The organism is Pseudogulbenkiania subflava DSM 22618 (genome assembly GCF_900177275.1).
Taxonomy (GTDB): domain Bacteria; phylum Pseudomonadota; class Gammaproteobacteria; order Burkholderiales; family Chromobacteriaceae; genus Pseudogulbenkiania; species Pseudogulbenkiania subflava.
On record NZ_FXAG01000013.1, the window covers coordinates 23,599 to 48,706 of the forward strand.

Consider the following 25,108-nt stretch of genomic DNA (forward strand, 5'->3'; position numbering starts at 1 on the left):
TCACTCTCCCATCAGCGCCATGGCGTACTCGGCGCCGGCCTCCGGCGGCAATCCGGGCAAGGGTTCCAGCGGCAGCAGCCGGATGGTCGGCCCGTCCGTCTGCCGCCACGCCGACTCCGGTACCTCGGCGGCGAAGGCGAAGATGTCATGGGGCGCCTCCCCCATCTCGAGGCGCAGCAGCATGCGCTGCAGCAGTTCGGGGAGCACGGCGGCGGTGTCGCTCGGCGGCAGCGGCTCGAACACCAGCCCGCCCCACTGGCCATCGTGGAAGCAGGCCAGCCCGATGCGCCCCGGTTCGGTCAGCAGGAAGCAGCCGTTGTCGCTGACCATGCGGCGACGCCAGTGATTGAAGGCGGCCATCAGGTAGGGCTGCACCGAGTCCAGCTTCACCCCGGTCTCCTGCGCCACCTGGTGCAAGGCCAGCAGCAGCTCCGGATCGATGGCGCTGGCGATCAGCGGCATGCCGAAGCCCCCGCCGCTCCAGCGGCACTCCCAGCGCTCCGCCGCGTCGCCGTAGACCTGGCGAAAACAATGCCGCACCATCGCCAGCCACTCTTCGTCCGAACTCAGCTGGTCGTTCCAGGGGATCAGCAGATAACGCACGAAATGGTTGGAGATCACCAGCGTCGTCGCCGCCTTCTGCCACTCCGGCGCCTTCAGCGCCTCGCGCAGCACCGCGACCGCGGCGGGCCAGCCCGACGCGGCCTCCACCTCGGGACAGGGCACGATGCACTTGGCGAGCAGGTGCGGATGCAGGCCATGGGAAAAACGCATCAGGATCACCCGGTCCGGACACAGCGCCATCTTGACCCGGTCATTCAACGAAAGTGACACGGTTGATTTCCTGTAAAGTGGTTTCCCCGCGCTTCACCAGCTCGACCGCGGCCTGACGCAGAAAGCGCGTCCCGTTGCGACGCGCCGCTTCCTTGATGTGCCGTATCGGCTCGCGCGCCACGATCAGCTCGCGGATCTCGTCGGTCAGGCGCAGCATCTCGCCGATCGCCTTGCGGCCCTTGTAGCCGGAGCCGCGGCAGTGGCCGCAACCGCGGCCGCGGCGGAACTCGATCGCCGCCGCCTGCTCGGGCGACAGGCCAGAAACCGCCACCAGTTGGGCGTCGGGTTGGTCAGCCTGGGAACAGTACGGGCAGTTCAGCCGCACCAGGCGCTGGGCGAAGATGCAGTTCAGCGCCGAGACGAAGCTGTAGGGATCGACCCCCATATGGACGAAGCGCCCGATGACGTCGAACACGTTGTTGGCGTGCACCGTGGTGAACACCAAGTGGCCGGTCAGCGCCGCCTGCACCGCGATCTGCGCGGTCTCGGTATCGCGGATTTCGCCCACCAGAATCTTGTCCGGATCGTGCCGCAGGATGGAACGCAGGCCACGGGCAAAGGTCAGCCCCTTCTTCTCGTTGACCTGGATCTGCAGCACCCCCGACAGCTGGTACTCGACCGGGTCCTCGATGGTGACGATCTTGTCGTGCCCGGTGTTGATTTCGGTCACCGCCGCGTACAGCGTGGTGGTCTTGCCGCTCCCGGTCGGCCCGGTCACCAGCACCATGCCGTAAGGGTCCTGGATGTAGCGGCGGACTTCCTCTATCGACGCAGTATCGAAGCCCAGGCTGTCGAGCCGCAGCCCTTGCAGCTGAGTGGTCAGAGCGCGCCGGTCCAGGATGCGCAGCACGGCGTCCTCGCCGAAGATGCTGGGCATGATCGAGACGCGAAAATCCACCTCGCGTCCCTGGATGGCGATCTTGAAGCGGCCGTCCTGCGGCACGCGCCGCTCGGCGATATCGAGATCCGACATCACCTTGACGCGCGACACCACCTGCTCGGCCAGATCAATGCCGTTCAGGCTGCCGACGGCGTCCAGCACGCCGTCGATGCGGTACTTCATCACCAGCCCCGCGCCGTCGCTCTCGAGGTGGATATCGCTGGCCCCCACCTTCAGGGCGTCGTAGATGATGGAGTGCACCAGCTTGACGACCTGGCTGGTGTCTTCACTGATCGACTTGTAGGAAATGTCCTCCACCAGGGAGGTCGCGGCAGCCTGGTCGGCCTCGCCGGCCAGCAGCACGTCCACCGCTCGCCACGATGCCTCCTGGCGCGTCAGGAAGGCGCTCAGGTCGGTCCGGTGCACCAGGCACCAGCGTGCGGGACGACCGACCACGTGGTCGGCCCAGGCCTGCAGATCGGCGTTGAGCGGGTCGGCGAACAGCACCAGCAGTTCCTCCTCGCCGTCGCGGCACGCCAGGCACTCGTGACGCACAGCCTCGGCGTAGGGAATGACGTCGAACGCCGGATGCAGCGCATCGAGATCGGCCATGGTCAGCGCCGGATAATGGAAGGTCTCGGCCAGACTCTGGACGAAGTGTTCGTGGGTCAGGCCAGAGTGCTCTTCCAGCACGTCCAGCGCGGGGCGCTCGCGACGGCGCGCTTCCTCGCGGGCCTGCTGCAGTTGCTCGGGCGTGAAGCGGGCCGGCGCCTCCGGCAGGGGGGATAGATCGCTGCTCATTGGATACTCCCGGCCAGCTCGAAGACCGGCAGGTACATCAGGATGACGACACCGCCGATCACCAGCCCGATAAAGGCCATCAGTACCGGCTCGAACAGGCGCGTGAAGCGCTCCACCGCCTGGGCCATCTCCTCTTCGTAGAAACTGGCGATGCGCTCCATCATGCCGCCCATCTGACCGGTACGTTCGCCCACCCGCAGCATGCGCAAGGCCACCGAGGTGGTCAGGCCGTTGCTGCTCATGGCGCGGGAAATCGAGCGTCCCTCGCGGATATCGCGCGCCGCCTGCAGCAGCTGTTCGCGCAGAGAGGCCTGCAGCAAGCCGGACACCATCCCCAGCGCCTGTACCACCGGGGTGCCGCCGGTCAGCAGCATACCCAGCATGCGGTAGAAGCGGGCCAGTTGGTAAATTCGCATGCGCTGGCCGATGGCGGGAATCTTCCACAGCCGGGTGCCGATCCAGCGCTTCACCCCCGCCAGAGAGAACAGGTACACGCTCCCTCCCAGCACGGCGAGCAGGGCCAGCAACAGGGTGACGGCGTGGGCTTCGATCAGTCGCCCCCAGGCCAGCAGAAGACGCGAGAACAGCGGCAATTCGGTGCCCATCGCCTCGTAAACGTGGGCGAAGCGCGGCACCACGTAGGACAGCAGGAACACCAGCACCAGCCCGCCGACGGTGACCAGCATGGCGGGGTAGATGGACGCGTTGATCATTTTCTTGCGCACCACGTCGGCCTGCGTCTGATACGCCACGTAACGCCCCAGTGCGTCTTCCAGATCGCCGGTCTTTTCACTGGCGCGTACCGTGGCCAGATAGAGCGGCGGAAAGATATCGGGGAACTGCTGCAACGCCACCGACAAGGTCTGGCCTTCGTACAGGCGCTGGATCAGACGCTCCAGCACCCGGCGCGACTCCGGTCGCGGCTCCTTCTCGTTGAGCGCTTCGATCGCCTCGACCAGCGCCAGCCCGGCCTCCAGCAGCGACAACAGCTCCTGGGTAAACAGCAACAATTGGAAGCGGCTATGTTTCAGGGTCGGCAGGGCGAGAGACGACGACTTCTGCTTGATCGCCAGCACCGTGTAGCCCTGGCTCTTGACCTGGTTGACGGCCTCGCCGTCGTTGAGGGCCTCCAGCGCCAGCAAGGTAACCTCGCCACTGTTCTTGACCGCTTTTATCTCGAAGCGCATGAGCTGTCGTCCTACCAGTTGCCGATGTCAGCATCCTCGCCGCTGCCACCGGCTTGCCCGTCCTTGCCGTAGCTGAATAGGTCGTATTCACCGTGCTCACCCGGCTTGCGGTACTGATAGGCGGTGCCCCACGGGTCCATCGGAACCCCCTTCTTCAAGTACGGCCCCTCCCATCTGGCCTCGTCGGCGGGCCTGACATAGAGCGCATTCAGGCCCTGCTCGGTAGAAGGGTAATGGCCCGTGTCGAGACGGTATTGGTCGAGGGCCTTCTCCAGCGCATCGATCTGTGCACGCGCCGTCTTGACCTCCGCCTTGCCCACCTGGGCGAAATAACGCGGGGCGACATAGCCCGCCAGCAGGCCGATGATCACCATCACCACCAGCAGCTCCAGCAAGGTAAAACCCCGCTCCAGGCGTTGTTTCATGACACAGGACAACCGCTCTGCCTCCACGCCCTCGCTCCTTCCGACCATCCTGGAGCCTGGGGCATCTTTCAGCGCCCCTCGCTGCTGGCACTCCAAGTTTTCACAATTCATTACTACACTAACGACAGATACCACATTGATCTTGTTATAGATTCCGCCCTGATTTTTTTCTATGAATGAATTGTGATTTAAATCATTTTTAAAGAAATGACGTTGGATAGCCCTTACTCATTTGACAGAAAGTGCCACGCCCACTGCCGCCACCCGATTTAGCCGTATACCGCCACAGCCAAGAACGACAAGAACCGGACCAGAAAAAAAACGGGACGAACACCGCTGCGGAAGGCGACACAGGGATAAAAAAAACGGACCCCATGGGGTCCGTTCAGGCGGCTGACAAAGCACCTTGTTCAGATTCTGCCGGACCCGGCAAAGCCGGGCCGCGCCTAATCAGTGATTCAATCCGCCGCCTTCCTGTTTACACGACAAACCCCTTCCGCTTCGCAAAAGGGGTTTGTCCACAATCTCAAGAACGGCCCTCATGAGGGCCGTTCTTCGGCCAACCTCGCAACAGTCTTACAGACCGAACGGGTGACGCATCACGATGGTCTCTTCGCGGTCCGGGCCGGTGGAGATGATGTCGACCGGCGCTTCGCAGATTTCGGCGATGCGGGTCAGGTAGGCACGCGCGTTCTCCGGCAGGTCTTCCCACTTCTTCACACCGAAGGTGGAGTCGCTCCAGCCCGGCATGGTTTCGTAGATCGGCTCGCACTTGGCCACGGCTTCCGAGCCGAACGGCAGGATATCCACTTCCTTGCCGTCGATCTTGTAACCGACGCACAGCAGAATCTCTTCCAGGCCGTCCATCACGTCGAGCTTGGTCACGCACAGACCGGACACGCCGTTGATCTGGATCGAGCGCTTCAGCGCAGCGGCATCGAACCAGCCGCAGCGACGCGGACGGCCGGTCACCGAACCGAACTCGTTGCCACGCTTGGCCAGGAAGGCACCGATGTCGTTTTCCTGCTCGGTCGGGAACGGGCCGGAACCGACGCGGGTGGTGTAGCCCTTGACGATGCCCAGCACGTAGTTGAGCATCTGCGGCGCCACGCCGGCACCCGGAGCGGCCGCACCGGCCACGCAGTTGGACGAGGTCACGAACGGGTAGGTGCCGTGGTCGATGTCGAGCAGCGTGCCCTGGGCGCCTTCGAACAGCAGCGGCACGTCGGCCTTGTTCAGGTCGTACAGCGTGCGCGACACGTCGGCCACCATCGGCTTGATGCGCTCGGCCAGCAGCATGGTGGTTTCCAGCGTGGACGTGAAGTCCACCGGCTCGGCCTTGAAGTACTGGGTCAGCTGGAAGTTGTAGTAGTCGAGGTTTTCCTTCAGCTTGGCGGCGAAGAGCTCGGCATCGAACAGGTCGATCACGCGCAGCGCGCGGCGCGCCACCTTGTCTTCGTAGGCCGGGCCGATACCGCGACCGGTGGTGCCGATCTTGCTGGCGCCCTTGGCCGCTTCGCGCGCCTGGTCCAGCGCCACGTGGTACGGCATGATCAGCGTGCAGTTCTCGGCGATCTTCAGGCGCGAGGCCACGTCGACGCCGGCGCTTTCCAGCTCGTCGATCTCCTTCAGCAGCGCCTCCGGCGACAGCACCACGCCATTGCCGATGAAGCAGTCCACGCCTTCGCGCAGGATGCCGGACGGGATCAGGCGCAGCACGGTCTTCTTGCCGCCCACCACCAGGGTGTGGCCGGCGTTGTGACCGCCTTGGAAACGCACCACGCCACGGGCGTGATCGGTCAACCAGTCAACGATCTTGCCCTTGCCTTCGTCACCCCACTGGGTACCGATCACGACAACGTTCTTGGACATTGGAAAGAACCTCTTCTCTGTCAAACACTAAAACTCAGTTAAACGGAACCACCTGCCAGCCATCGGCGGCCAAGACCAGCTCGCGGTCGCAATCCAGCGCCACGGCCGATTCACCCAGGTAATCGATGATGACCCGCTCGCCACCGGCACGCAGCGCGGCCACGGCGTCACGCGCGGCGGCCAGGTCGCGCGCCTGCACGCGGATGCCCTGCGCGGCGTCGCGCTCGGGCAGGATGCGCACCAGGTCGCGCAGGTCGAGACTGAAGCCGGTCGCCGGGCGTGCCCGGCCGAACTTGCGGCCGACGTTGTCGTAACGTCCGCCACGCGCCAGCGCCTCGGACCAGCCGGGCGCGTAGGCGGCAAACATCAGGCCGGTGTGGTAGAAATCGCCGCGCAGCTCGGCCAGGTCGAAGCTCAGCTCCACCTGCCCGTCCAGCGCATTGGCGATCGCGGTGAGCTGCATCAGCCCCAGCTCCACCTCCGGCAGCGACGGCAGCCGGGTGCGGGCCTTGTCGAGCACCTGGCGCGGGCCATACAGCTCCGGCAAGGCGAGGAAGGCGCTCTTGTACGGCTCGGCCACGTCGGCCACCAACTCGCGCACCGTGGCGATGTCCTTGGACTGCAAGGCGCCGAACAGCTCGCGGGTGTCTTCGGCAGCCAGGCCCGCCGCCGCGGCCAGGCCGCGGAAAATGGCGATGTGGCCGACATCCAGCCGCAGCTTGTCGACCCCGACCTGGCGCAGCGTCGCCAGCATCAGCTCGATGATCTCGAGGTCGGCCTCGATGCCGGCGTAGCCGTACAGCTCGGCCCCGACCTGCAGCGGCTCGCGCGAACTCATCAGGCCGCTGGGGCGAGCGTGCACCACGCTGCCCGCATAGCACAGCCGGGTCACGCCGGTGCGGTTGGACAGCAGATGGGCATCGATACGCGCCACCTGCGGGGTAATGTCGGCGCGCAGGCCGAGCTGGCGGCCGGACAGGTGATCGTCCAGCTTGAAGGTCTTGATATCCAGCGCGCTATCGCCTTCCGACACCAGGGCATCGGCGTATTCGATCAGCGGCGGCAACACCAGCTCGTAGCCGGCCGTGCGGAACAGCTCCAGCATGGCAGCCTTGGCCGATTCGACCTGGCGAGCGGTGGCGGGCAGGATATCTGCAATATGTTCGGGGAGCAGCCAGTTACGCATAAGTACTCAGTACAGAATAAAAGGCGGGGGTGGTTGCCCCGCCTTGCCGTCAGCAAACCGGCCGAAAACGTCTCGGCCGGTCACGATTATCATCAGATTGTTATTTGGCCTTGCCTGCCGCCTGCGGGTTCTTCAGGTAACGGAAGAACTCGCTGGATGGCTCCAGCACCAGCACGTCGCTCTTGTTCCTGAACGACTCCTTGTAGGCGTCCATGCTGCGCCAGAAGGCGTAGAACTCGGGGTTCTTGCCATAAGCTTCGGCATAGATCGCCGCCGCCTTGGCATCACCCTCGCCCTTGACCTGCTGCGCCTTGTTATAGGCTTCCGCCAAGGTCACCTCGCGCTTACGGTCGGCTTCGGCACGGATGCGCTCGGCCTCGGCGGCGCCCTCGCTTCGCAGCTGGCTCGCCACGGTGCGGCGCTCGGACTGCATGCGATCGTAGACCGAACTGCTGATTTTATCCGGAAAATCGACGCGCTTTAAGCGCACATCGAGAATTTCTACGCCGATTTTACGCGCATCCGCGTCGGCACGCTTGCGAACAACCTCCATGACTTGGTCGCGCTGGCCAGAAATGACGTCTGCAACGGTCTTCTGGCCGAATTCGGCGCGCAGGCCGTCGTTGATGGTCTGTCGCAGACGCGCCACGGCCGCCGCCTCGTTGCCGCCGACGCTCTTGTAGAACTGTTCGACGTTGATCACGCGCCACTTCACGAAACTGTCGACCAGCACGTTCTTCTTCTCGCGCGTGTTGAACAGTTCCGGCGTCTCGGCGTCGATGGTCTGCACCCGACGGTCGAAATAGCGCACATCCTGCATCAGCGGCACCTTGAAGTGGATGCCCGGCTGCGTAACGATCTTGACCACTTCGCCAAACTGGAACAGCAGGGCGAACTGGCGCTGGTCAACGGTAAACAGCGACAGGCTGGCCAGCAACAGCAGGCCGCCGATCGCCACGACTACAGATACCATTCTTTCCATGGCTTAGCGCTCCGCTCCGAACATGTCACGTCCCCGGGTCACATCCCGCCCTTCCCGCGGCGGAGTGGCTGCAGCGGGCGGTGCAGCAGGTTCGGCCCGGGAAGGGGCCGGCGCCGTGGGGGCCGGGCTGGCCGCCGCGCCGTTGCCCGGGCCGGTCGACTGGATCAGCTTGTCGAGCGGCAGATAGAGCAGATTGCTGCCCCCCTTCTGGTCCACCAGCACCTTGCTGCTGCTGGTCATGATCTGCTGCATCATGTCGAAGTAGAGCCGGTCGCGCATGACCTTGGGCGCCTTGTTGTACTCGGGCAACACCTGCTTGAAGCGGGCGGCATCGCCTTCGGCGCGCGCAACGACGCGCTGCTTGTAGGCTTCGGCCTCCTCGGTCAGACGGGCGGCCAGACCCTCGGCCTTGGGCACCACGTCGTTGGCGTAGGCCAGCCCCTCGTTGCGCAGCTTGTCCTTGTCCTGGCCCGCCTTGACCGCGTCCTCGAATGCCGCCTGCACCTCTCCCGGCGGCTGCACGTCGTTGATGTTCACCTTGGCGATACGCACGCCCAGGACGTAGCGGTCGACCACGCTCTGGATCAGTCGCTGGGTTTCCGCCGCGATCTGGGCACGCCCCTCGTTCAGCACGAAATCGACCTTGTTGCGACCGACGATCTCGCGGATCGCGGTCTCGGCAGCCTGCTTGACGATGTCCTTGGCGTCGCGATCGCCAGTGGCATTGTTGAACAGGAACGCCCTGGCGTCGCGCACGTCGTACTGCACCGAGAGCTGCACATCGATGATGTTCTGGTCCTCGGTCAGCATCAGCGACTCTTCCGGCACCCGGTTCTTGGCGCTGCTGCGATAGCCCACCTCGATACTGCGCACCTCGGTCAGATTGACGATCTCCACCTTCTCGAACGGATACGGCAGGTGCCACTGCAGGCCCGCCTCAGTCGTGTGGTGATAACGCCCCAGACGCAGCACCACACCTTCTTCTCGCGCATCCACCACGTAAAAGCCACTGGCCAACCACAGTGCCACCACCACGCCCAGGGCAGCGCCGACGCCCCCTTTGAACGCAACACGCGGCTCCGGTGCCTTGCCGGATGGTTTGGCTCCCAGCAGGCGGGCCAGTTTCTGGTTGAGTTTGCGGAACAGTTCGTCAAGGTCCGGCGGTCCGTCGTTCGGACGCCGTCCCCACTTGGGATCATGCTGCGACATTATTGTTTCTATCTTCGCTAGGGTGAGGGGCAGCAAGCTGCTGCACCCGTTCAGCAAGAGCCTCGCGCAGGAGTTCCAGGCCGTCCCCGGTCAGCGCCGAGACCCGCACCGCCTGCGGCAGGTTGTCGGCGTCGCGCTCGATGAGCGGCTCCAGTCCGCGCAGGTCGGTCTTGTTCCAGACGATCAGCTGCGGAATCTCGTCGGCGCCGATTTCCTCCAGTACGCGGTTGACCTCTTCGATCTGCATGTCGCGCATCGGGTTGGCCGAATCGACCACGTGCAGCAGCAGATCGGCCTGCACGGTTTCTTCCAGCGTGGCACGGAAAGCGGCCACCAGCGTATGCGGCAGATCGCGGATGAAGCCCACCGTGTCGGACACCACGATCGAGGCCTGTTCGTTCAGGTAAAGCTTGCGGCTGGTGGTGTCCAGCGTCGCAAACAGCTGGTCGGCGGCGTAGCTCTTGGCCTTGGTCAGCGCGTTGAACAGCGTGGACTTGCCGGCGTTGGTATAGCCGACGATGGACACCGAGGCGATACCGTTGCGAAGACGCCCGCGGCGCTGCGTCTTGCGTTGCGTCTGTACCTGCTCCAGGCGCGTCTTCAGCATCTTCACGCGGTTGCCGAGCAAGCGGCGGTCGGTTTCCAGCTGGGTTTCACCCGGGCCACGCAGGCCGATACCGCCCTTCTGCCGCTCCAGGTGGGTCCAGCCGCGCACCAGTCGTGTCGCCAGATGCGACAATTGCGCCAGTTCGACCTGCAGTTTGCCCTCATGGCTGCGCGCGCGCTGGGCAAAGATGTCCAGAATCAGACTGGAGCGGTCGATCACCCGGCATTGCAGCACACGCTCGATGTTGCGCTCCTGACCGGGCGAGAGCTGATGGTTGAAGATCACCACGTTGGCCGAAGTCGCGCGCACCAGCGCCGCGATTTCCTCGACCTTGCCCTTGCCGGCAAAAAGGGCCGCATCGGGACGCTGGCGCTTGCCATGGACCAGGCCCATGACTTCGACGCCAGCACTCTTGACGAGATCGACGCACTCATCGACGTTTTCCTGGAAATCGGGGTCGCCGAAATCCAGGCAGACGATGATGGCCTGATCACCTAAATCGGGACGGTCAAACACCTGAGATAACCGGACTCACAAAAAGAAAGGCTGGAAGGTCCCCATTCATGGGGAACCCGGCCAACCTTTCGGGGTTTGCGTAAACAATCAAGCGTCTTGCTGCTCGGACTTCTGGCCAGCAGGCTGCTCGTGCGGGATGGATACCGGGCGGGCCGGCACCACGGTGGAGATGGCATGCTTGTAAACCATCTGGGTTACCGTGTTCTTCAAGAGGACCACATACTGGTCAAAAGACTCGACCTGGCCTTGCAGTTTGATACCGTTAACCAGATAAATGGACACCGGCACATGTTCCTTGCGCAGGGTGTTCAGGAACGGGTCTTGTAACATTTGCCCTTTAGAGCTCATTCGTTTTCTCCGAATCGATGATTGTTGTATTGAAAATCTTGTATCAGCCCGACCACTAGAACCAGCTATCTTTCTAGCAGAAAAGCGGCGGACGTACTACGAACCAGTTTCAACAGACAGGTGAACCACGGCGGTTTGAACATCGCCGTAGCCCGGAAACCATTAGACACGCTTCATGCAGGATGACTCCCGGCCACACCACGGCCGGCACGGCGAGACCCAGTCCCGCACGGCCAGCGACGTGTTTCAAGGCTTGTTGCGCAGCTTGCCCTTCTTGCCCAGCGTCACCAGTTTGCCGGGCTTGCCGCCCTTGCTCTCCTTCTCGCTGTCGAAGGGGTTTTCGGCCGACTTGTACTGCACCCGCAACGGTGTTCCTTGCAATTTGAACACTTTGCGATACGTATGTTCCAGGTAACGCGTATAACTGTCCGGAACCTTCTCCAGCGCGTTGCCGTGAATCACGATAATCGGCGGATTCATGCCCCCTTGGTGAGCATAACGCATTTTCGGTCGCACCTGACCCACCCGCGGCGGAGCCTGACGCTCTACCGCCACCTGCAACACACGGGTCAGCTTGGGTGTAGCCAGCTTCACCATGGCGGCACGGTAGGCTTCGTCGATGGACTTGAACAGGTCGGCGATGCCGCGCCCTTCGATGGCCGAGATGTAATGGAACTTGGCAAAGTCGAGGAAACCCAGCTTGCGCGCAATCTCGCGCTTGACCAGCTCCCTCTGCTCGCCGTCGATGTTGTCCCACTTGTTGACCGCCACCACCAGCGCCCGTCCTGCCTCCAGCGCAAAACCGGCGATAGTAGCGTCCTGCTCAGAGATGTCGAGCTGGGCATCCAGCACCAGCACCGCCACGTTGGCATCCTCGATGGCCTTCATGGTCTTGATCACCGAGAACTTCTCGATGGCCTCGTTGACCTTGCCGCGCCGGCGCACCCCGGCGGTATCGATGATGGTGTAGGTATGGTCGTCGCGCTCGAAATCGATGTAGATGCTGTCGCGCGTGGTCCCGGCCTGGTCGAACGCGATCACCCGCTCCTCGCCCAGGATGGCGTTCACCAGCGTCGACTTGCCGACGTTGGGGCGGCCGATCACGGCGAACTTGGGATGCCGCGCCTCCTTCTCGTCGGTGGCGGCCGGGAACGGGTCGAGCACCATCTCCATCAGTTCGCGTACGCCGTCGCCATGCGCTGCCGAGATCGCCAGGGGCTCGCCCAAAGCCAGTTCGTGGAATTCGGCTCCCGCGATCGACTGGCTGATACCCTCGGCCTTGTTGACCACCAGGAATACCGGACGGTCGTTCTGGCGCAGGCGGTTGGCAATGATCTTGTCCTGCGGCGTGATGCCGGTGCGGCCGTCGACCAGAAACACGATGGCATCGGCCTCGTCGACCGCCTGCAGGGTCTGGCGTGCCATTTCGAACAGGATGCCTTCGTCCACGACCGGTTCGAAGCCGCCGGTGTCGACCACCAGATACGGCTTCTCACCGACACGGCCATGACCGTAATGGCGATCGCGGGTCAGACCCGGCTGATCCGCCACCAAGGCATCCCGGCTGCGGGTCAGGCGGTTGAAGAGGGTCGATTTGCCGACGTTGGGGCGGCCGACCAGAGCTACGGTTGGTTTCATCAAAAGACTGCTTTATTCCAGTGACAGCATCGCCAGGCGACCGTTACGGCCCAATACCAGCGCCGTATCGCCCAACGATACCGGTTGTCCGGTCAGGCGCTCGGTCCCGACCTTGGTGCGGCCCACGATGCGGCCGCTGTCAGCGGCGACCAGATGGGCATATCCTTCGCCATCCGTCACCAGCACGTAGCGGCCCAGCATGGCTGGACCCGACACGTTGCGATACTTCAGATCATCCAGCTTCCAGATATTGCGGCCGGTGCTGCGGTCGAACGCCCACAGACTGCCATCGTCGCCGGTGACGTACACATTGCGCTCATCGACCGCCAGCCCGCGACTGGACGATACGTCGCGCGCCCACAGCAGATTGCCGCCGCGGGCGTCGAAGCAGGCCACACGTCCCTGGAAGGCCACGGCGCACACCTGGCCGGCGTCGAACACCGGGCGCGACACCACGTCGGTGACGCGTTCCAGTTCGGTGGCCCCGCGCGGACTGGCCACACTGGCCTCCCACAGCACGTTGCCATTCTTCGGGCTCAATACCAGCAGACGGCCTCCGGCCTGGCCGGCCAGGATGGCCTCGTCCCCGGCACGCTGCAGCGAGCCATTGTTTTCCACCGTCAGCTGCGGCAAGACACGGGACACCGACCAGAGCTGCTTGCCGTCGGCCAAAGCGAAGCCGGTTACCCGGCCGTCGTTGGTTCGCACCGTGACCACCTCGCTGCCGGCCTGCGGCGCTTCCAGCGCCAGGCTGGTCAGCGTCTGTTCCCAGCGGACCGCGCCGCTGGAGCGATCGACCGCCAGCAAGCGGCCATCGGTGGTCGGCACCAGCACCAGCGTGTCGGTCACGCCGGGGCCGGCACTCAGCTCGCGCTTGAGAGCCAGTTCGCTGACCTTGCGCCCGCTCAGGGCGTCGAATACCTCGATGTGGCCACGGGCCTCGGCCACCACCACGTTACCGTTCTGGTAGACCGGCAGGAAACCGCCATGGGCGACATCGCCGACCGAGTCGGACCATTTGAGCTTGAGCGGCTGCTCCACGCGCACCGCCTGCAACCGCGTCGGCTCAACACGTGTGGAACTGCTAAACCAGCTGGCGCAGCCAGACAGCACGCTGGCGGAAATCAGGGCAGAAACCAGTACACGACAGCGCATCGCTCAGCCTCCCAGGGCATCAAGTTTGGTCTGAATATACTGGCGGTTGGGCGAATCCCCCACCAGCTTGGCCAAGGCCGAGCGGTACTGGTCACGCGCGGCTTTGCTGTCGCCCTTGGCGGCGTAAACATCGCCTTTCAGGTCTAGAAACAGGGCATCGTAGGCACTGACATGCTCCTGGTTCAACTCGGCAATGGCGGCGTCGTAGCGCTTTTCATCGAGCAGCACCGACGCCAGGCGCAGACGAGCCACCGCCTGCAGAGCCGGCTCCTTGGCATGCTCCACGGCCCAGCTCAGCTGCGACTTGGCCAGGGCCAGGTCCTGCTTCTCGAAGGCGGCCTTGGCCACCACCAGAGCCGCGCGGCTGGCGTAGGCGGTGCGGCCATAGTCGCCCTGCAAGATGGCAATGGAACGCTTCAGCTTGGCCAGGTCACCGGCTTGGGCCGCACTGGCGACCTCGTCGTAAACCACGACGGCCTTCTCCGCCTGGGAGCGCTGGTAATACGCCCAGCCCTTGGTGCCCAGGTAGCCCAGCGCGGCGGCCAACACCGCCGTCGAAATCCACTTGCCCCACTGAGCCCAGAAGGCCTTCAGCTCGTCGATCTGTTCCTGTTCCTGCAAGTCGAACGCCATCGCGTTCCCCCTTTATGTTTTTATTCAAGCCTTGATTCGGGTAATGGTGTCGGCCACCGCGGCCAGCGCGACGGTTTCCTGAGCAGCCTCGACGCGCAGCGGCTTGACCACCGCCGTGCCGTTGGCCACTTCGTTTTCACCGACGATCACAGCGAACTGCGCGCCGCAGCCATCGGCCTTTTTCATTTGCGACTTGAAGCTGCCTTCGCCGCAGTGCTGAATCACCGACAAGCCGGAGGAGCGCAACGCTGCCGCCAGCTGCATGGCGTACAGCGGCGCACCAGCGCCCTGCTGCACCAGATAGACGTCCACCCCACGCGAGGCCGGCAGACGGCTCTTTTCCTGCAGCAGCAGCATCACCCGTTCCAGGCCCATGCCGAAACCGATGCCAGGGGCCGGCTTGCCGCCCAGCTGCTCGACCAGACCGTCGTAGCGACCCCCGGCGCACACCGTGCCCTGCGCGCCCAGCTCGGTGGTCACCCATTCGAACACCGACTGGTTGTAGTAGTCGAGCCCACGCACCAGACGAGGATTCTCCACGTAGCGGATGCCGAGGCCGTCGATCATCGCCTTCCAGCCCTCGTAATGGGTGCGCGACTCCTCGCCCAGATAGTCGGTCAGACGTGGCGCGGCGTTGCAGATCTCCTGCAGCGCCGGGTTCTTGGTGTCCAGCACGCGCAGCGGATTGGTATACAGGCGGCGCTTGCCGTCCTCGTCCAGCATGTCGTGGTGACGCTCGAGATAGGCGATCAGCGCCTCGCGGTGCGCCGCGCGCTCGTCCTTGTTGCCCAGCGTGTTGAGCTGCAGTTCCACGCTGTCGGCCAAGCCCAGGCGCTTCCACAGGTCGGCCGTCATCAGGATGATTTCGGCGTCGATGTCCGGCCCGGCAAAACCCAGCGCCTCGATGCCGATCTGGTGGAACTGGCGATAGCGGCCCTTCTGCGGACGCTCATGGCGGAACATCGGTCCCATGTACCACAGCCGCTGTGTGGCGTTGTACAACAGGTTGTGCTCGACCACGGCACGCAGGGTGCCGGCGGTGCCCTCTGGACGCAGCGTCAGGCTGTCGCCGTTCAGGCTGTCGGTGAAGGAATACATTTCCTTCTCGACGATATCGGTCACTTCGCCGATGGAGCGCACGAACAGCCGGGTTTCCTCGACGATCGGGGTGCGGATGTTCTGATAGCCGTAATCGGCCAGCCAGCCACGCAGGATGTTCTCGAAATACTCCCACTGGTGCGAATCGGCCGGCAGCACGTCGTTCATGCCGCGGATGGCCTGGATCTTTTGCGTCATCGTTCGCTTCTTCTCATCACTTTTTTCAGTTCAGCCGATCGTCTTGATCGGTATCGTGCGCGCGGCGGCATCGCGGCGCTTGGCACCGCCTTCGCCGTAGCGGGTGCGCACGTAATCGTCTACCAGCGCCTTGAAATCGGCGGCGATGGTATCGCCCTTCAGCGTCACGTCCTTCTCGCCGTCGACGTAGACCGGCGCTACCGGCACCTCGCCGGTGCCCGGCAGGGAAATGCCGATGTCGGCCAGCTTGCTCTCGCCGGGGCCGTTCACCACACAGCCCATCACGGCGACCTTCATGTCTTCCACGCCCGGGTATTGCAGGCGCCACACCGGCATCTGCTCACGCAGATAGCTCTGGATACTGTCGGCCAGTTCCTGGAAGAAGGTACTGGAGGTACGGCCGCAGCCGGGACAGGCCGTCACCAGCGGGGTGAACGAACGCAGGCCCATGGTCTGCAGGATTTCCTGCGCCACCACCACTTCCTTGTTGCGCGACTCACCCGGAGCCGGCGTCAGCGAGATGCGGATGGTGTCGCCAATGCCCTCCTGCAGCAGCACCGACAGCGCGGCGGTCGATGCGACGATGCCTTTCGAGCCCATGCCGGCCTCGGTCAGCCCCAGGTGCAGCGGGAAGTCGCAGCGCCGGCCAAGATCGCGGTACACCGAAATCAGGTCCTGCACATGGCTAACCTTGCACGACAGGATGATCTTGTCGGCCGGCAGCCCCAGTTCCATCGCCTTGCCCGCGCTCTCCAGCGCCGACACGATCAGCGCCTCGCGCATCACCGCGTCCGGTGCCAGCGGCTCGGCACGACGGCTGTTCTCGTCCATCAACCGCACCGCCAGGGACTGGTCCAGACTGCCCCAGTTGACGCCAATACGCACCGGCTTGTCATACTCGATGGCGGCACGAATCATGTAGGCGAACTTGTCGTCGCCCTTGGCGCCCTTGCCGACGTTGCCGGGGTTGATACGGTACTTCGCCAGGGCACGCGCGCAATCGGGATAGTCGCGCAGCAGACGCTCACCGTTGAAATGGAAGTCGCCCACCAGCGGCACGTTGCAACCCATGTCGTCGAGGCGTTGGCGCACCTCGGCGACCGCCGCGGCGGCCTCGGGTGAGTTCACCGTGATGCGCACCAGCTCCGAGCCGGCTTCGGCCAACTCGAATACCTGCTGGGCGGTCGCGGCCGCGTCGGCAGTATCGGTGTTGGTCATCGACTGCACCACCACCGGCGCCTCTGAGCCGACAATAACATGCCCCACTCGTACCTGACGGGTGGGGCGTCGCGCGATCAGCACGCTATCCATGTGACAGATTACCTACTTGAGTTCTAGTCTGGCGGTGGTACCGCGAATCTTGCCGGTCAACACCACCGGTTGGCCGTTGAGGGAGACATCGACCTGCGTGGCGTTGCCAACCGTGAGCTTGAACGGCGGCTGACCGGTCACTTCCTTGGCTGCTCCTGCCTTGAGCGTCTCAAACACCAGTTTCTTGCCGTTGCCATCGATCACCGACACCCAGGCATCCTGCTTGGCGACCAGCTTGACCGTGCCGCTCCCCGCCGTGGGCGGCGCGGAGACGGGAGCGGATGCCGGCGCAGCCGCCACGGCGGGAGCGGGCTTAGCCGCTGGGGCGGGAACGGGTTCGGGTGCGGGTGCCGTCACCTCCGCCGATGCGTCCTTGACAGACACGGCCTCGACCGGGGCCGACGCCGTCGATTGTTCGGTCAGCATCGGCGCCAGGTCCTGTTTGGCTTCGTCCTTGGCCGGCTCGGACCCAGGGCGGGCAAACCAGAACGCACCGGCGGCCAAGACGACCACCAGCACCAGCAGGATCGCCCGCTTTCCCAGCAGTCCGGACGTTTCCTCCGGTTCGCTGACCACGGAAGCCGCCTCGACCTCCTTGGAGAGATTCGCCACCTCCTTGACGGACGAGGGGAACCGTTCCTCCAGCCGTGCCATCAAGGGTACGGCATCCAGGCCCAGAAACCGGGCGTAATTACGCACGAAGCCACGAACGAAGGCGGCGCCAGGCAACGCCTCGAAACGGTCGGCCTCGATCGCCTCCAGCTGCTTGAGCGACAGCTTGAGGCGGTCCGCCACCTCACCCAGGCTAAGACCGGCGGCCTCACGGGCTGCCTTGAGCGCTGCCCCGACGCTATCGCGGTCTGGCGGCAGGGTACTATTCTGTTCGGTTTGTGATTCCATCAAAGACCACTCAACAACTCTTGCGTTTCTTTCGAATCGGGATATCGGCTCTTGAGCCTTGCGGCATAGAGATCGGCCTTGCCCTGCTCATTGGTCTTGCGGGCGATTTTCACCCCCAACAGCAACACGTCGGCCGGCATCTCGCCAACGTTGTCGGCCAGGCGATCGAAATAGAACGCGGCCAGTTTGGCGTTACCTTGACCAAAGTGCAGTGCTGCCAGTTCCTTGAGCGCGGGCGGATAATTAGGAGAGACGCGCAAGGCCGACAACAAATAGTCGTTGGCCTGGGCTTTCTGCCCCAGCAAGGCACTGCACCGCCCCAGGTTCAGGTAGGCGGTCTGCGGGGTGTCGTACAGCGGATTGGCCAGGGCCTTGGCAAAATAGCCCATGCCGTCCTGAGCCCGCCCGTGGTCGCACAGGAATTCGCCGTAATTGTTATTGGCTTCCGGATTGGCGGGCTCCATCGCCAAGGCCTTCTGGTAATTCTGCTCGGCGTCGCCATCCACCTTCAGCAAGGTCAGCACATAGGCCTTGGCCAGGTAGGCCGGCACGTAGCGCTGATCGGCGGCGATAGCCTGATCGGCGGACAGCAGCGCCGCCTTGTAATTACCGATCCGGGAATACTCCACGGCCAGTTGGGTGCGGATCTGAGCCAGTTCGTTGGTCGGTGCGGCAGCAAATACAGTCATGCCAAAAGCCATCAAGCATCCAGCAAGCCACATTTGCCCTTTCTTCATGCCGCACCATCCTCCTCGATTGGAATCCACTTTGCCTTGCGTCGCGTCTTGTCCTGCACCTGCCCCGCCAACTGGCCGCAAGCGGCGTCGATATCGTCACCACGCGTCTTGCGCACAGTCACCACATACCCCGCCTCTTGCAGCATCTCCCGGAAGCGATGGATAGCGTTGTTGCTGGAACGCTCGTAACCCGAGTTCGGGAACGGATTAAACGGGATCAGATTGAACTTGCACGGCACCTCTTTCACCAGCTCAATCAACTGGCGAGCATGTTCGGGTCTATCGTTGACATCGTCAAGCATCACGTACTCGAACGTCACGAAGTCCCGCGGGGCCTTTTCCAGGTAGCGTTGGCAGGCTGCCATGAGTTCGCGCAGCGGGTATTTCTTGTTGATCGGCACGATCACGTCGCGAATGGCATCGTTCGGCGCGTGCAGACTGACGGCCAGCGCCACCGGGCAGGCTTCGCGCAGACGGTCCATCTGCGGCACCATGCCGGAAGTCGACACCGTGACGCGACGACGGCTCAAGCCGTAGCCATGGTCGTCCAGCATGATCTGCAGCGCCGACACCACGTTATCGAAGTTGGCCAGCGGCTCGCCCATGCCCATCATGACCACGTTGGAGATGACGCGTTCATTCTTCGGCGTCACCCCCATGGCCTTGTTGGCCCACCACAGTTGCCCGATGATCTCGGCGGTAGACAGGTTGCGGTTGAAACCCTGGCGGCCGGTGGAGCAGAAGGTGCATTCGAGGGCACACCCCACCTGGGATGATATGCACAAGGTGCCGCGATCATCCTCGGGGATGAACACGGTTTCGACACCGTTGCCGGTGCCGACGTCGAGCAGCCACTTGCGGGTACCATCACTGGAAGCCTGTTCGACCATCAGGTCGGGCACGCGCACCTCGGCCGACTCGTGCAGCTTGCAGCGCAAGCTCTTGGCGATGTCGGTCATGGCGTCGAAATCAGCCTCGCCCATCTGGTGCATCCAGCGCATCACCTGCTTGGCGCGGAACGGCTTTTCGCCCATCGCGGCAAAGTGATCGGTCAACTGGGCCAGATTGAAGTCGAGCAGGTTGGTTTTCATGCAATCCTCATTGACAGGGCAGCCGCCATGGCGGCCACCCCGGTACAGCAATACGGCTAATTAACGCGAGCAGACTTCGGAAGCGGCGAAGAAGTAGGCCACTTCGATGGCAGCGTTTTCAACGCTGTCGGAACCATGCACGGCGTTGGCATCGATCGACTCGGCGAAATCGGCGCGGATGGTGCCGGCGTCGGCTTTCTTCGGATCGGTGGCGCCCATCAGTTCGCGGTTCTTCAGGACAGCGTTCTCGCCTTCCAGCGCCTGGATCATGACCGGGCCGGAGATCATGAAGCTCACCAGGTCGTTGAAGAAAGGACGCTCTTTGTGCACAGCGTAGAAGCCTTCGGCTTCGGCGCGGGACAGGTGCTTCATTTTGGCGGCGACAACTTTCAGGCCGGCCGATTCAAAACGATCGTAGATCTTGCCGATAACGTTTTTCGCTACGGCGTCCGGTTTGATGATGGACAGAGTGCGTTCAATTGCCATAAAAAATCTCCCTAATTCCAAGACAAATGGCTAAACTAATTTGCAGCCTAGCCATTCGGGCTACCCAATTCTGAGGAACCCGGTACTTTACCAGCCTTTTCAAGCCTTTGCTGCACAAAATTTAAGCACAATGAGCCCAGACACCCAGACACCCCCTCCGCCCAAAGGCGGCGAAGAAAAAGATATCAGTCGAAAACTGAAGCAGCGCCTGCTTATCGCCGGCGGCCTGGTAGCGCTGGCGCTGGCCGCCATCCCGGTTCTGGACCATTTTGGCAAACGCGACGAAGTTGCCATGACAGCCTCCGAACCACAAGGAAGCTCGGGCAAGATCGCCAATGTCGCGTCAGCCCCCGCGACAGAGCCCCCCGCCGCGATTGAAAGCAGCACACCGGCCGCGATGGAAGCCAGCCAGCCTGCATCGCAAACCACTCCGGCCAGCCCGACACCATCGGGCCATATCGCCCCCCCCGCCCCGGACACCAGCAAGACCCCGGGTGTCGCGGCCATCCATGCGAAAACGCCGACCATCCCGCCCCAAGCCAAGGCTCCGACCACCACCCCCGCCCCGACGGTCAAAACGGCCCCGGTGGCAAAAGAAGAGAGCAAGGAGGAGAGCAGCGTGCCTCCCCAAGCCTTCAAGCCGCAACTCCAGAACGAACCCCTCCCTGCGCCTGCGCCCGTCAACAAGGCCAGGCCGGCAGGCTCCTCGCTGGGCTACAAGGTGCAACTCGGCTTGTTCACAAGCCTGGGCAACGCGCAGAAGCTGGTCGAGACCCTCAAGGCCAACGGTATCGAAGCCCACACCGAGACCAAGGTGCACGTCGGCCCATTCCGCACTCGTGCCGAAGCCGAGGAGACCATGAACAAGCTGCACCAACTGGGCTACAGTTCCTTGCTGGCACCTCTGACACAGTAACCCCTCCGCACGACACGAGGGGCGACGAGTCACCGGCAAGGAACGACTCGCGGCCGACAGGTGCCGCTCAAGCCCCTCCGCGGGCGACTCGCGCAGTGGCAACAAGGTTCAGGCTGCATAAACTGGAAATAAAAAAGCCTGGCATCGCCGCCAGGCTTTTTTTATATGGTGCCGGTAAGAGGAGTCGAACCCCCGACCTTCGCATTACGAATGCGCTGCTCTACCAACTGAGCTATACCGGCAAACCAAACTTGGTAAAAAAGCCTTGACGTATGATGCGCATCAAGGCTTTTTCGAATCTGGTCGGGGTGAGAGGATTCGAACCTCCGGCCTCTACGTCCCGAACGTAGCGCTCTACCAGGCTAAGCTACACCCCGATTTCTGAATAAAATTCAGAGGAAACACATTTTACAAAAATCATTTGATATTCGCAAGCGTTTTATCAAATTTGTGGTCGGGGTGAGAGGATTCGAACCTCCGGCCTCTACGTCCCGAACGTAGCGCTCTACCAGGCTAAGCTACACCCCGATTCCGATTTTTGCGACTCCAAGTTATTCACCGTCCGGCACCGCTTCTGCGATACAATGTTCGGCCTCAGAGGACGCGCATTATCGGGCAAATATGTGGTTTAAGCAACTATCTTTTTATCGTTTGAGCGGGGATGCCATCCCCGAAGTGGCGCAACTGACTGATGCGCTGGAGAAAAAACCGTTTCTTCACTGCAGCGGCCTGGACTGGTTCAGCGAGGGCTGGGTGACCGCTGCAGGCCACCAGGAGTCGCCGGTGTACAGCGCCCGCGGCTGCCAGCTGGTCGCCCTGAAGCGCGAAGACAAGGTTCTTCCGGCATCGGTAATCCGCGAGTTTGTCGACGCCAAGGTAGCGGAGATCGAGGACAAGGAACTGCGCAAGGTCGGCCGCAAGGAAAAGCAGGCCCTCAAGGAACAGGTGACCGACGATCTGCTGCCACGCGCCTTCGTACGCAGCCACCGTCTCAACGCCTATCTGGATGGACGCCGACAATGGCTGATGGTGAATTCCGCCACCGCCACCAAGTCGGAGGCTCTGGTCAGCAAGCTGCGCGAAGCGCTGCCGCCCTTCCCCGCCGCCTTGCCGCGTACCCAGATCGCCCCCCATGCCGCGATGACGGCTTGGTTGGCCGAAGGCGAAGCGCCGGCCGGTTTCGAACTGGACGCCGAATGCGAACTGAAGGACGGCAGCGAGAACGGCGCGGTGATCCGCTGCACGCGCATGGACCTGACCGCCGATGAAATCCGCCAGCACATCGCCACCGGCAAGCAGGTGACGCGGGTCGGCCTGATCTGGCGCGAACGCATCCGTTTCGTGCTGACCGACATGCTGCAGCTGAAGCGCCTGCAGTTCCTCGACGTTCTGCAGGAAGAAGCGAGTCAGGCCGGAGACGATCGCGACAGCCTGTTCGAGGCCACCTTCACCCTGATGGTGGAAGAGCTGGGGGAACTGGTGGACGAGCTGGTCGAGGCCCTGGGTGGGCTGGAAGAAGCGCAGCAGGCCAGCACCGCCGCGGCGGCGCCTCCTGCCCCGGCCGCCGATGCGAACGCGGCAACCCGCGCGGAAGCGGTGGATGTGCCGTGGGAAGAATGAGAGCGTTATGGCCCTCGACCGAAAAGAGCCGGAAATCCGGCTCTTTTTTTATTGTTAGCCATCCAGGTCAGCGAACCGGGGGGATTGCCCCCCCCATGTGACGCAGGGCCCACCGTAGCGGGCGCGAGTGGCAATCGGCACGGCGCCGTGGACGAGATGAAGGAAGGCCCGGCCCGCTTGTGCCTGCCCCAGGGCGGGTCGGCGCATTCGCCGTGGCCACGCCTTGCCATGTTGACCACGCTCGGAGCGTGATCCCCCTCAGGGCCAGCGCCGGTGCGGCCAGAAACAGACAGAGGAGCCTCACGCCCCCCGTCTGTTTCGGTCCACTTTGGCAGGCGCCTTACATGCGCGACTGCTGGTAGTTTTCCAGGCCGGTCAGCTCGATCAGCTTGAGCTGCTGTTCCAGCCAGTGTGCGTGATCGTTTTCGGTCTCCTCCAGCAATACCATCAGCTCGTTGCGCGTGACGAAATCCTGCACGCTCTCGCAGTGCGCGATCACCGATTTGAGCAAGTCGCCCACTCGGTACTCTACCTCAAGATCGCTTCGCAGCATGGCCGGTACGTCCTGGCCGACCACGATGGGTACGCGCTTCGCCACGTTCGGCACGCCGCCGAGGAACAGGATGCGGGCGATGAGGGTGCGGGCATGCTCCAGTTCGTCCTCGCGCTCATGGTCGATGCGTTGGAACAGCTGCTGCAGCCCCTGATCCTTGTACATTTCGGCGTGGATGAAGTACTGGTCGGCGGCCGACAGTTCCTCAGCCAGCAGAGCGTTCAGCAACTCGATGATTTTGGGGTGACCTTGCATGTGTAGACGTCCTCGGACTGGCAGAGCCGGGAACGAGCCGGCGCTTGCCAAAGTGAATAAAATCAGGGCGGATTGTAGGATGACAGAGGGGTATTGTCAGCAAAACACCGCCCCATCCGGACTAGCTCGTCGGTACACTGGCCTAGATGGCGAACGGAAGGGTAAAATCTGCCGATCGTCACTCTCCCCCAGCGCCTTCCCGAGCGCCCTTCCGACAATGAGCATCAAATCCGACAAGTGGATCCGCCGCATGGCTGAGCAGCACGGCATGATCGATCCGTTCGAACCGAACCAGATCAAGATCAGCGACGGCCAGAAGATCATCTCCTACGGCACCTCGAGCTACGGCTACGATATCCGCTGTGCAGACGAATTCAAGGTGTTCACCAACATCAACAGCACCATCGTCGACCCGAAGAATTTCGACCCGAAGTCGTTTGTCGAGGTGTCCGGCGATGGCTATTGCATCATTCCGCCCAACTCGTTCGCGCTGGCGCGCACCGTGGAGTACTTCCGCATCCCGCGCAGCGTGCTGACCGTGTGCCTCGGCAAATCGACCTACGCGCGCTGCGGCATCATCGTCAACGTGACGCCGTTCGAACCAGAATGGGAAGGATATGTCACCCTGGAATTTTCCAACACGACTCCGCTGCCGGCGAAGATTTACGCCAACGAAGGCGTTGCGCAGGTGCTGTTTTTCGAGTCTGACGAGGAATGTGCGGTGTCCTACCGCGACCGCGACGGCAAGTACATGGGGCAAAGTGGGGTCACCCTGCCGAAACCGTGAATACCCGGTTTTCAGCCCAGCCATCCCGCCCGCCCGGCGGGATTTTTTTGTGCTTTCGGGGTGCAAAAGTGACTCGCAATTTCCGGCAGGTGAACTACGATAAACACTAGGTTCTCAATGGTTTATCGAAGGCAAACACGCAAGAATGTGTGGGCAAACCTTTCTTACTGGGGCGTTGCGGTTCCCCCTTGCCGCTCGTCCCTTTTTTTATGTCAAAACATGTATTTGGTATAAATCTAGTTCACCGTTACCGAGGCGCACGGCCGGCTTGCCGCCGCACACGCTAGGATGCGGGGCCATTACTGGCTACCATGCAAGGCCGCTCCCCCACGATACCCGATCATGTCCGCCCCACTCTACGCCTTCAACTTCACCCTGCTGGATGGCTCTCCGGCCAAGCTTCAGGACTACGCCGGCAAGGTCATCCTGGTGGTGAATACTGCCAGTCAGTGCGGCTACACCCCGCAATACGCCGGCCTGGAGGCGCTGTACCGTCGCTACCGCGATCGCGGGCTGGTGGTCATCGGTTTCCCCTGCAACCAGTTCGGTCGGCAGGAGCCTGGCAGCGATGCCGAAATCGGGGCTTTTTGCCAGAAGAACTATGGCGTGAGTTTCCCCATGGCGAGTAAGGTGGACGTCAACGGTACCACCGCGCATCCATTATGGCATCACTTGGTGCGGGCCAAGCCGGGTCTGCTGGGCACCCTCCGCATCAAGTGGAATTTCACCAAGTTCCTGATCGACCGCCAGGGTCACATCGTGGCGCGCCACTCGGCGCTGACCAAGCCGGAAGCGCTGGCCAGCAAGATCGAAGCCTTGCTCTGACCGGATAGCCGCGGGTCAAGGCGAGGCCGTAAGAACGACACAAAAAAAAACCGGCAAC

Annotated in this window: 24 protein-coding genes and 3 tRNA genes; 4 read left to right on the forward strand and 23 right to left on the reverse strand. The window is 62.9% G+C overall.

Annotated elements, in window-relative coordinates; translation table 11 throughout:
* From B9N72_RS12365 to ndk, 19 genes are all read right to left on the reverse strand, one after another.
* Positions 1-834: a hypothetical protein gene (locus tag B9N72_RS12365; protein ID WP_085276700.1), complete on the reverse strand. Its 834-nt coding sequence runs from the start codon at positions 832-834 to the stop codon at positions 1-3.
* On the reverse strand, positions 815-2,515 hold the full coding sequence (locus B9N72_RS12370) for a GspE/PulE family protein (protein WP_085276701.1): 1,701 nt from the start codon (positions 2,513-2,515) through the stop codon (positions 815-817). Before B9N72_RS12370 ends, B9N72_RS12365 begins: the two co-directional genes overlap by 20 nt.
* Positions 2,512-3,702: a type II secretion system F family protein gene (locus B9N72_RS12375; protein WP_085276702.1), complete on the reverse strand. Its 1,191-nt coding sequence runs from the start codon at positions 3,700-3,702 to the stop codon at positions 2,512-2,514. The genes B9N72_RS12370 and B9N72_RS12375 overlap by 4 nt, the downstream gene beginning before the upstream one ends.
* A gap of 11 nt (positions 3,703-3,713) precedes the next feature.
* A complete protein-coding gene (gspG, locus tag B9N72_RS12380) occupies positions 3,714-4,127 on the reverse strand; it encodes a type II secretion system major pseudopilin GspG (protein ID WP_200810981.1) in 414 nt (137 codons plus the stop codon).
* Positions 4,128-4,703: 576 nt separating this feature from the next.
* On the reverse strand, positions 4,704-5,999 hold the full coding sequence (locus tag B9N72_RS12385) for an adenylosuccinate synthase (protein ID WP_085276704.1): 1,296 nt from the start codon (positions 5,997-5,999) through the stop codon (positions 4,704-4,706).
* Positions 6,000-6,033: 34 nt separating this feature from the next.
* A complete protein-coding gene (locus B9N72_RS12390) occupies positions 6,034-7,185 on the reverse strand; it encodes an ATP phosphoribosyltransferase regulatory subunit (RefSeq protein ID WP_085276705.1) in 1,152 nt (383 codons plus the stop codon).
* Positions 7,186-7,285: 100 nt separating this feature from the next.
* Entirely contained in the window at positions 7,286-8,167 is an 882-nt protein-coding gene (hflC, locus tag B9N72_RS12395; RefSeq protein ID WP_085276706.1) for a protease modulator HflC, read from the reverse strand.
* Positions 8,168-8,170: 3 nt separating this feature from the next.
* On the reverse strand, positions 8,171-9,376 hold the full coding sequence (gene hflK, locus B9N72_RS12400; RefSeq protein ID WP_085276707.1) for an FtsH protease activity modulator HflK: 1,206 nt from the start codon (positions 9,374-9,376) through the stop codon (positions 8,171-8,173).
* Positions 9,363-10,499 carry a ribosome rescue GTPase HflX gene (gene hflX / locus B9N72_RS12405; protein ID WP_085276708.1) on the reverse strand — a complete coding sequence of 379 codons (1,137 nt, stop codon included), beginning with the start codon at positions 10,497-10,499 and terminating at the stop codon, positions 9,363-9,365. Before hflX ends, hflK begins: the two co-directional genes overlap by 14 nt.
* 87 nt (positions 10,500-10,586) lie before the next feature.
* Positions 10,587-10,847: an RNA chaperone Hfq gene (hfq, locus tag B9N72_RS12410; protein ID WP_085276709.1), complete on the reverse strand. Its 261-nt coding sequence runs from the start codon at positions 10,845-10,847 to the stop codon at positions 10,587-10,589.
* 246 nt (positions 10,848-11,093) lie between these two features.
* Positions 11,094-12,485, reverse strand: coding sequence for a ribosome biogenesis GTPase Der (der, locus tag B9N72_RS12415; RefSeq protein ID WP_085276710.1), 1,392 nt, complete (start codon positions 12,483-12,485; stop codon positions 11,094-11,096).
* Positions 12,486-12,497: 12 nt separating this feature from the next.
* Complete coding sequence (gene bamB, locus B9N72_RS12420) at positions 12,498-13,640, reverse strand: outer membrane protein assembly factor BamB (RefSeq protein ID WP_085276711.1); 1,143 nt, start codon at positions 13,638-13,640, stop codon at positions 12,498-12,500.
* 3 nt (positions 13,641-13,643) lie between these two features.
* On the reverse strand, positions 13,644-14,273 hold the full coding sequence (locus B9N72_RS12425; RefSeq protein WP_085276712.1) for a YfgM family protein: 630 nt from the start codon (positions 14,271-14,273) through the stop codon (positions 13,644-13,646).
* 24 nt (positions 14,274-14,297) lie between these two features.
* Positions 14,298-15,569: a histidine--tRNA ligase gene (gene hisS / locus B9N72_RS12430; RefSeq protein WP_085276713.1), complete on the reverse strand. Its 1,272-nt coding sequence runs from the start codon at positions 15,567-15,569 to the stop codon at positions 14,298-14,300.
* Between the two features lie 30 nt (positions 15,570-15,599).
* On the reverse strand, positions 15,600-16,880 hold the full coding sequence (gene ispG / locus B9N72_RS12435; RefSeq protein ID WP_085276714.1) for a flavodoxin-dependent (E)-4-hydroxy-3-methylbut-2-enyl-diphosphate synthase: 1,281 nt from the start codon (positions 16,878-16,880) through the stop codon (positions 15,600-15,602).
* Positions 16,881-16,892: 12 nt separating this feature from the next.
* A complete protein-coding gene (locus B9N72_RS12440) occupies positions 16,893-17,780 on the reverse strand; it encodes a RodZ domain-containing protein (protein WP_085276715.1) in 888 nt (295 codons plus the stop codon).
* On the reverse strand, positions 17,780-18,517 hold the full coding sequence (gene pilW, locus B9N72_RS12445) for a type IV pilus biogenesis/stability protein PilW (RefSeq protein ID WP_327078293.1): 738 nt from the start codon (positions 18,515-18,517) through the stop codon (positions 17,780-17,782). The genes B9N72_RS12440 and pilW overlap by 1 nt, the downstream gene beginning before the upstream one ends.
* On the reverse strand, positions 18,514-19,608 hold the full coding sequence (gene rlmN, locus B9N72_RS12450; RefSeq protein ID WP_085276716.1) for a dual-specificity RNA methyltransferase RlmN: 1,095 nt from the start codon (positions 19,606-19,608) through the stop codon (positions 18,514-18,516). The genes pilW and rlmN overlap by 4 nt, the downstream gene beginning before the upstream one ends.
* A gap of 60 nt (positions 19,609-19,668) precedes the next feature.
* Entirely contained in the window at positions 19,669-20,094 is a 426-nt protein-coding gene (ndk, locus tag B9N72_RS12455; RefSeq protein WP_085276717.1) for a nucleoside-diphosphate kinase, read from the reverse strand.
* 40 nt (positions 20,095-20,134) lie between these two features.
* Here ndk and B9N72_RS12460 point away from each other — a divergent pair, with 40 nt between their 5' ends.
* Complete coding sequence (locus tag B9N72_RS12460) at positions 20,135-21,010, forward strand: SPOR domain-containing protein (RefSeq protein ID WP_234985973.1); 876 nt, start codon at positions 20,135-20,137, stop codon at positions 21,008-21,010.
* A gap of 166 nt (positions 21,011-21,176) precedes the next feature.
* On the opposite strand, the gene B9N72_RS12465 is transcribed toward B9N72_RS12460, so the two are convergent.
* From B9N72_RS12465 to B9N72_RS12475, 3 genes are all read right to left on the reverse strand, one after another.
* Positions 21,177-21,252, reverse strand: a tRNA-Thr gene (locus B9N72_RS12465).
* A gap of 58 nt (positions 21,253-21,310) precedes the next feature.
* A tRNA-Pro gene (locus B9N72_RS12470) sits at positions 21,311-21,387 on the reverse strand.
* Between the two features lie 74 nt (positions 21,388-21,461).
* Positions 21,462-21,538 (reverse strand) — tRNA-Pro (locus B9N72_RS12475).
* A gap of 93 nt (positions 21,539-21,631) precedes the next feature.
* Between B9N72_RS12475 and B9N72_RS12480 the strand changes: the two genes are divergently transcribed.
* On the forward strand, positions 21,632-22,630 hold the full coding sequence (locus tag B9N72_RS12480; protein WP_085276719.1) for a recombination-associated protein RdgC: 999 nt from the start codon (positions 21,632-21,634) through the stop codon (positions 22,628-22,630).
* A gap of 340 nt (positions 22,631-22,970) precedes the next feature.
* On the opposite strand, the gene bfr is transcribed toward B9N72_RS12480, so the two are convergent.
* Complete coding sequence (bfr, locus tag B9N72_RS12485) at positions 22,971-23,438, reverse strand: bacterioferritin (protein ID WP_085276720.1); 468 nt, start codon at positions 23,436-23,438, stop codon at positions 22,971-22,973.
* A gap of 217 nt (positions 23,439-23,655) precedes the next feature.
* Here bfr and dcd point away from each other — a divergent pair, with 217 nt between their 5' ends.
* A complete protein-coding gene (dcd, locus tag B9N72_RS12490) occupies positions 23,656-24,225 on the forward strand; it encodes a dCTP deaminase (RefSeq protein ID WP_085276721.1) in 570 nt (189 codons plus the stop codon).
* A 342-nt stretch (positions 24,226-24,567) separates the two neighbouring features.
* Positions 24,568-25,050: a glutathione peroxidase gene (locus tag B9N72_RS12495; RefSeq protein WP_085276722.1), complete on the forward strand. Its 483-nt coding sequence runs from the start codon at positions 24,568-24,570 to the stop codon at positions 25,048-25,050.
* Positions 25,051-25,108: the final 58 nt, after the last annotated feature.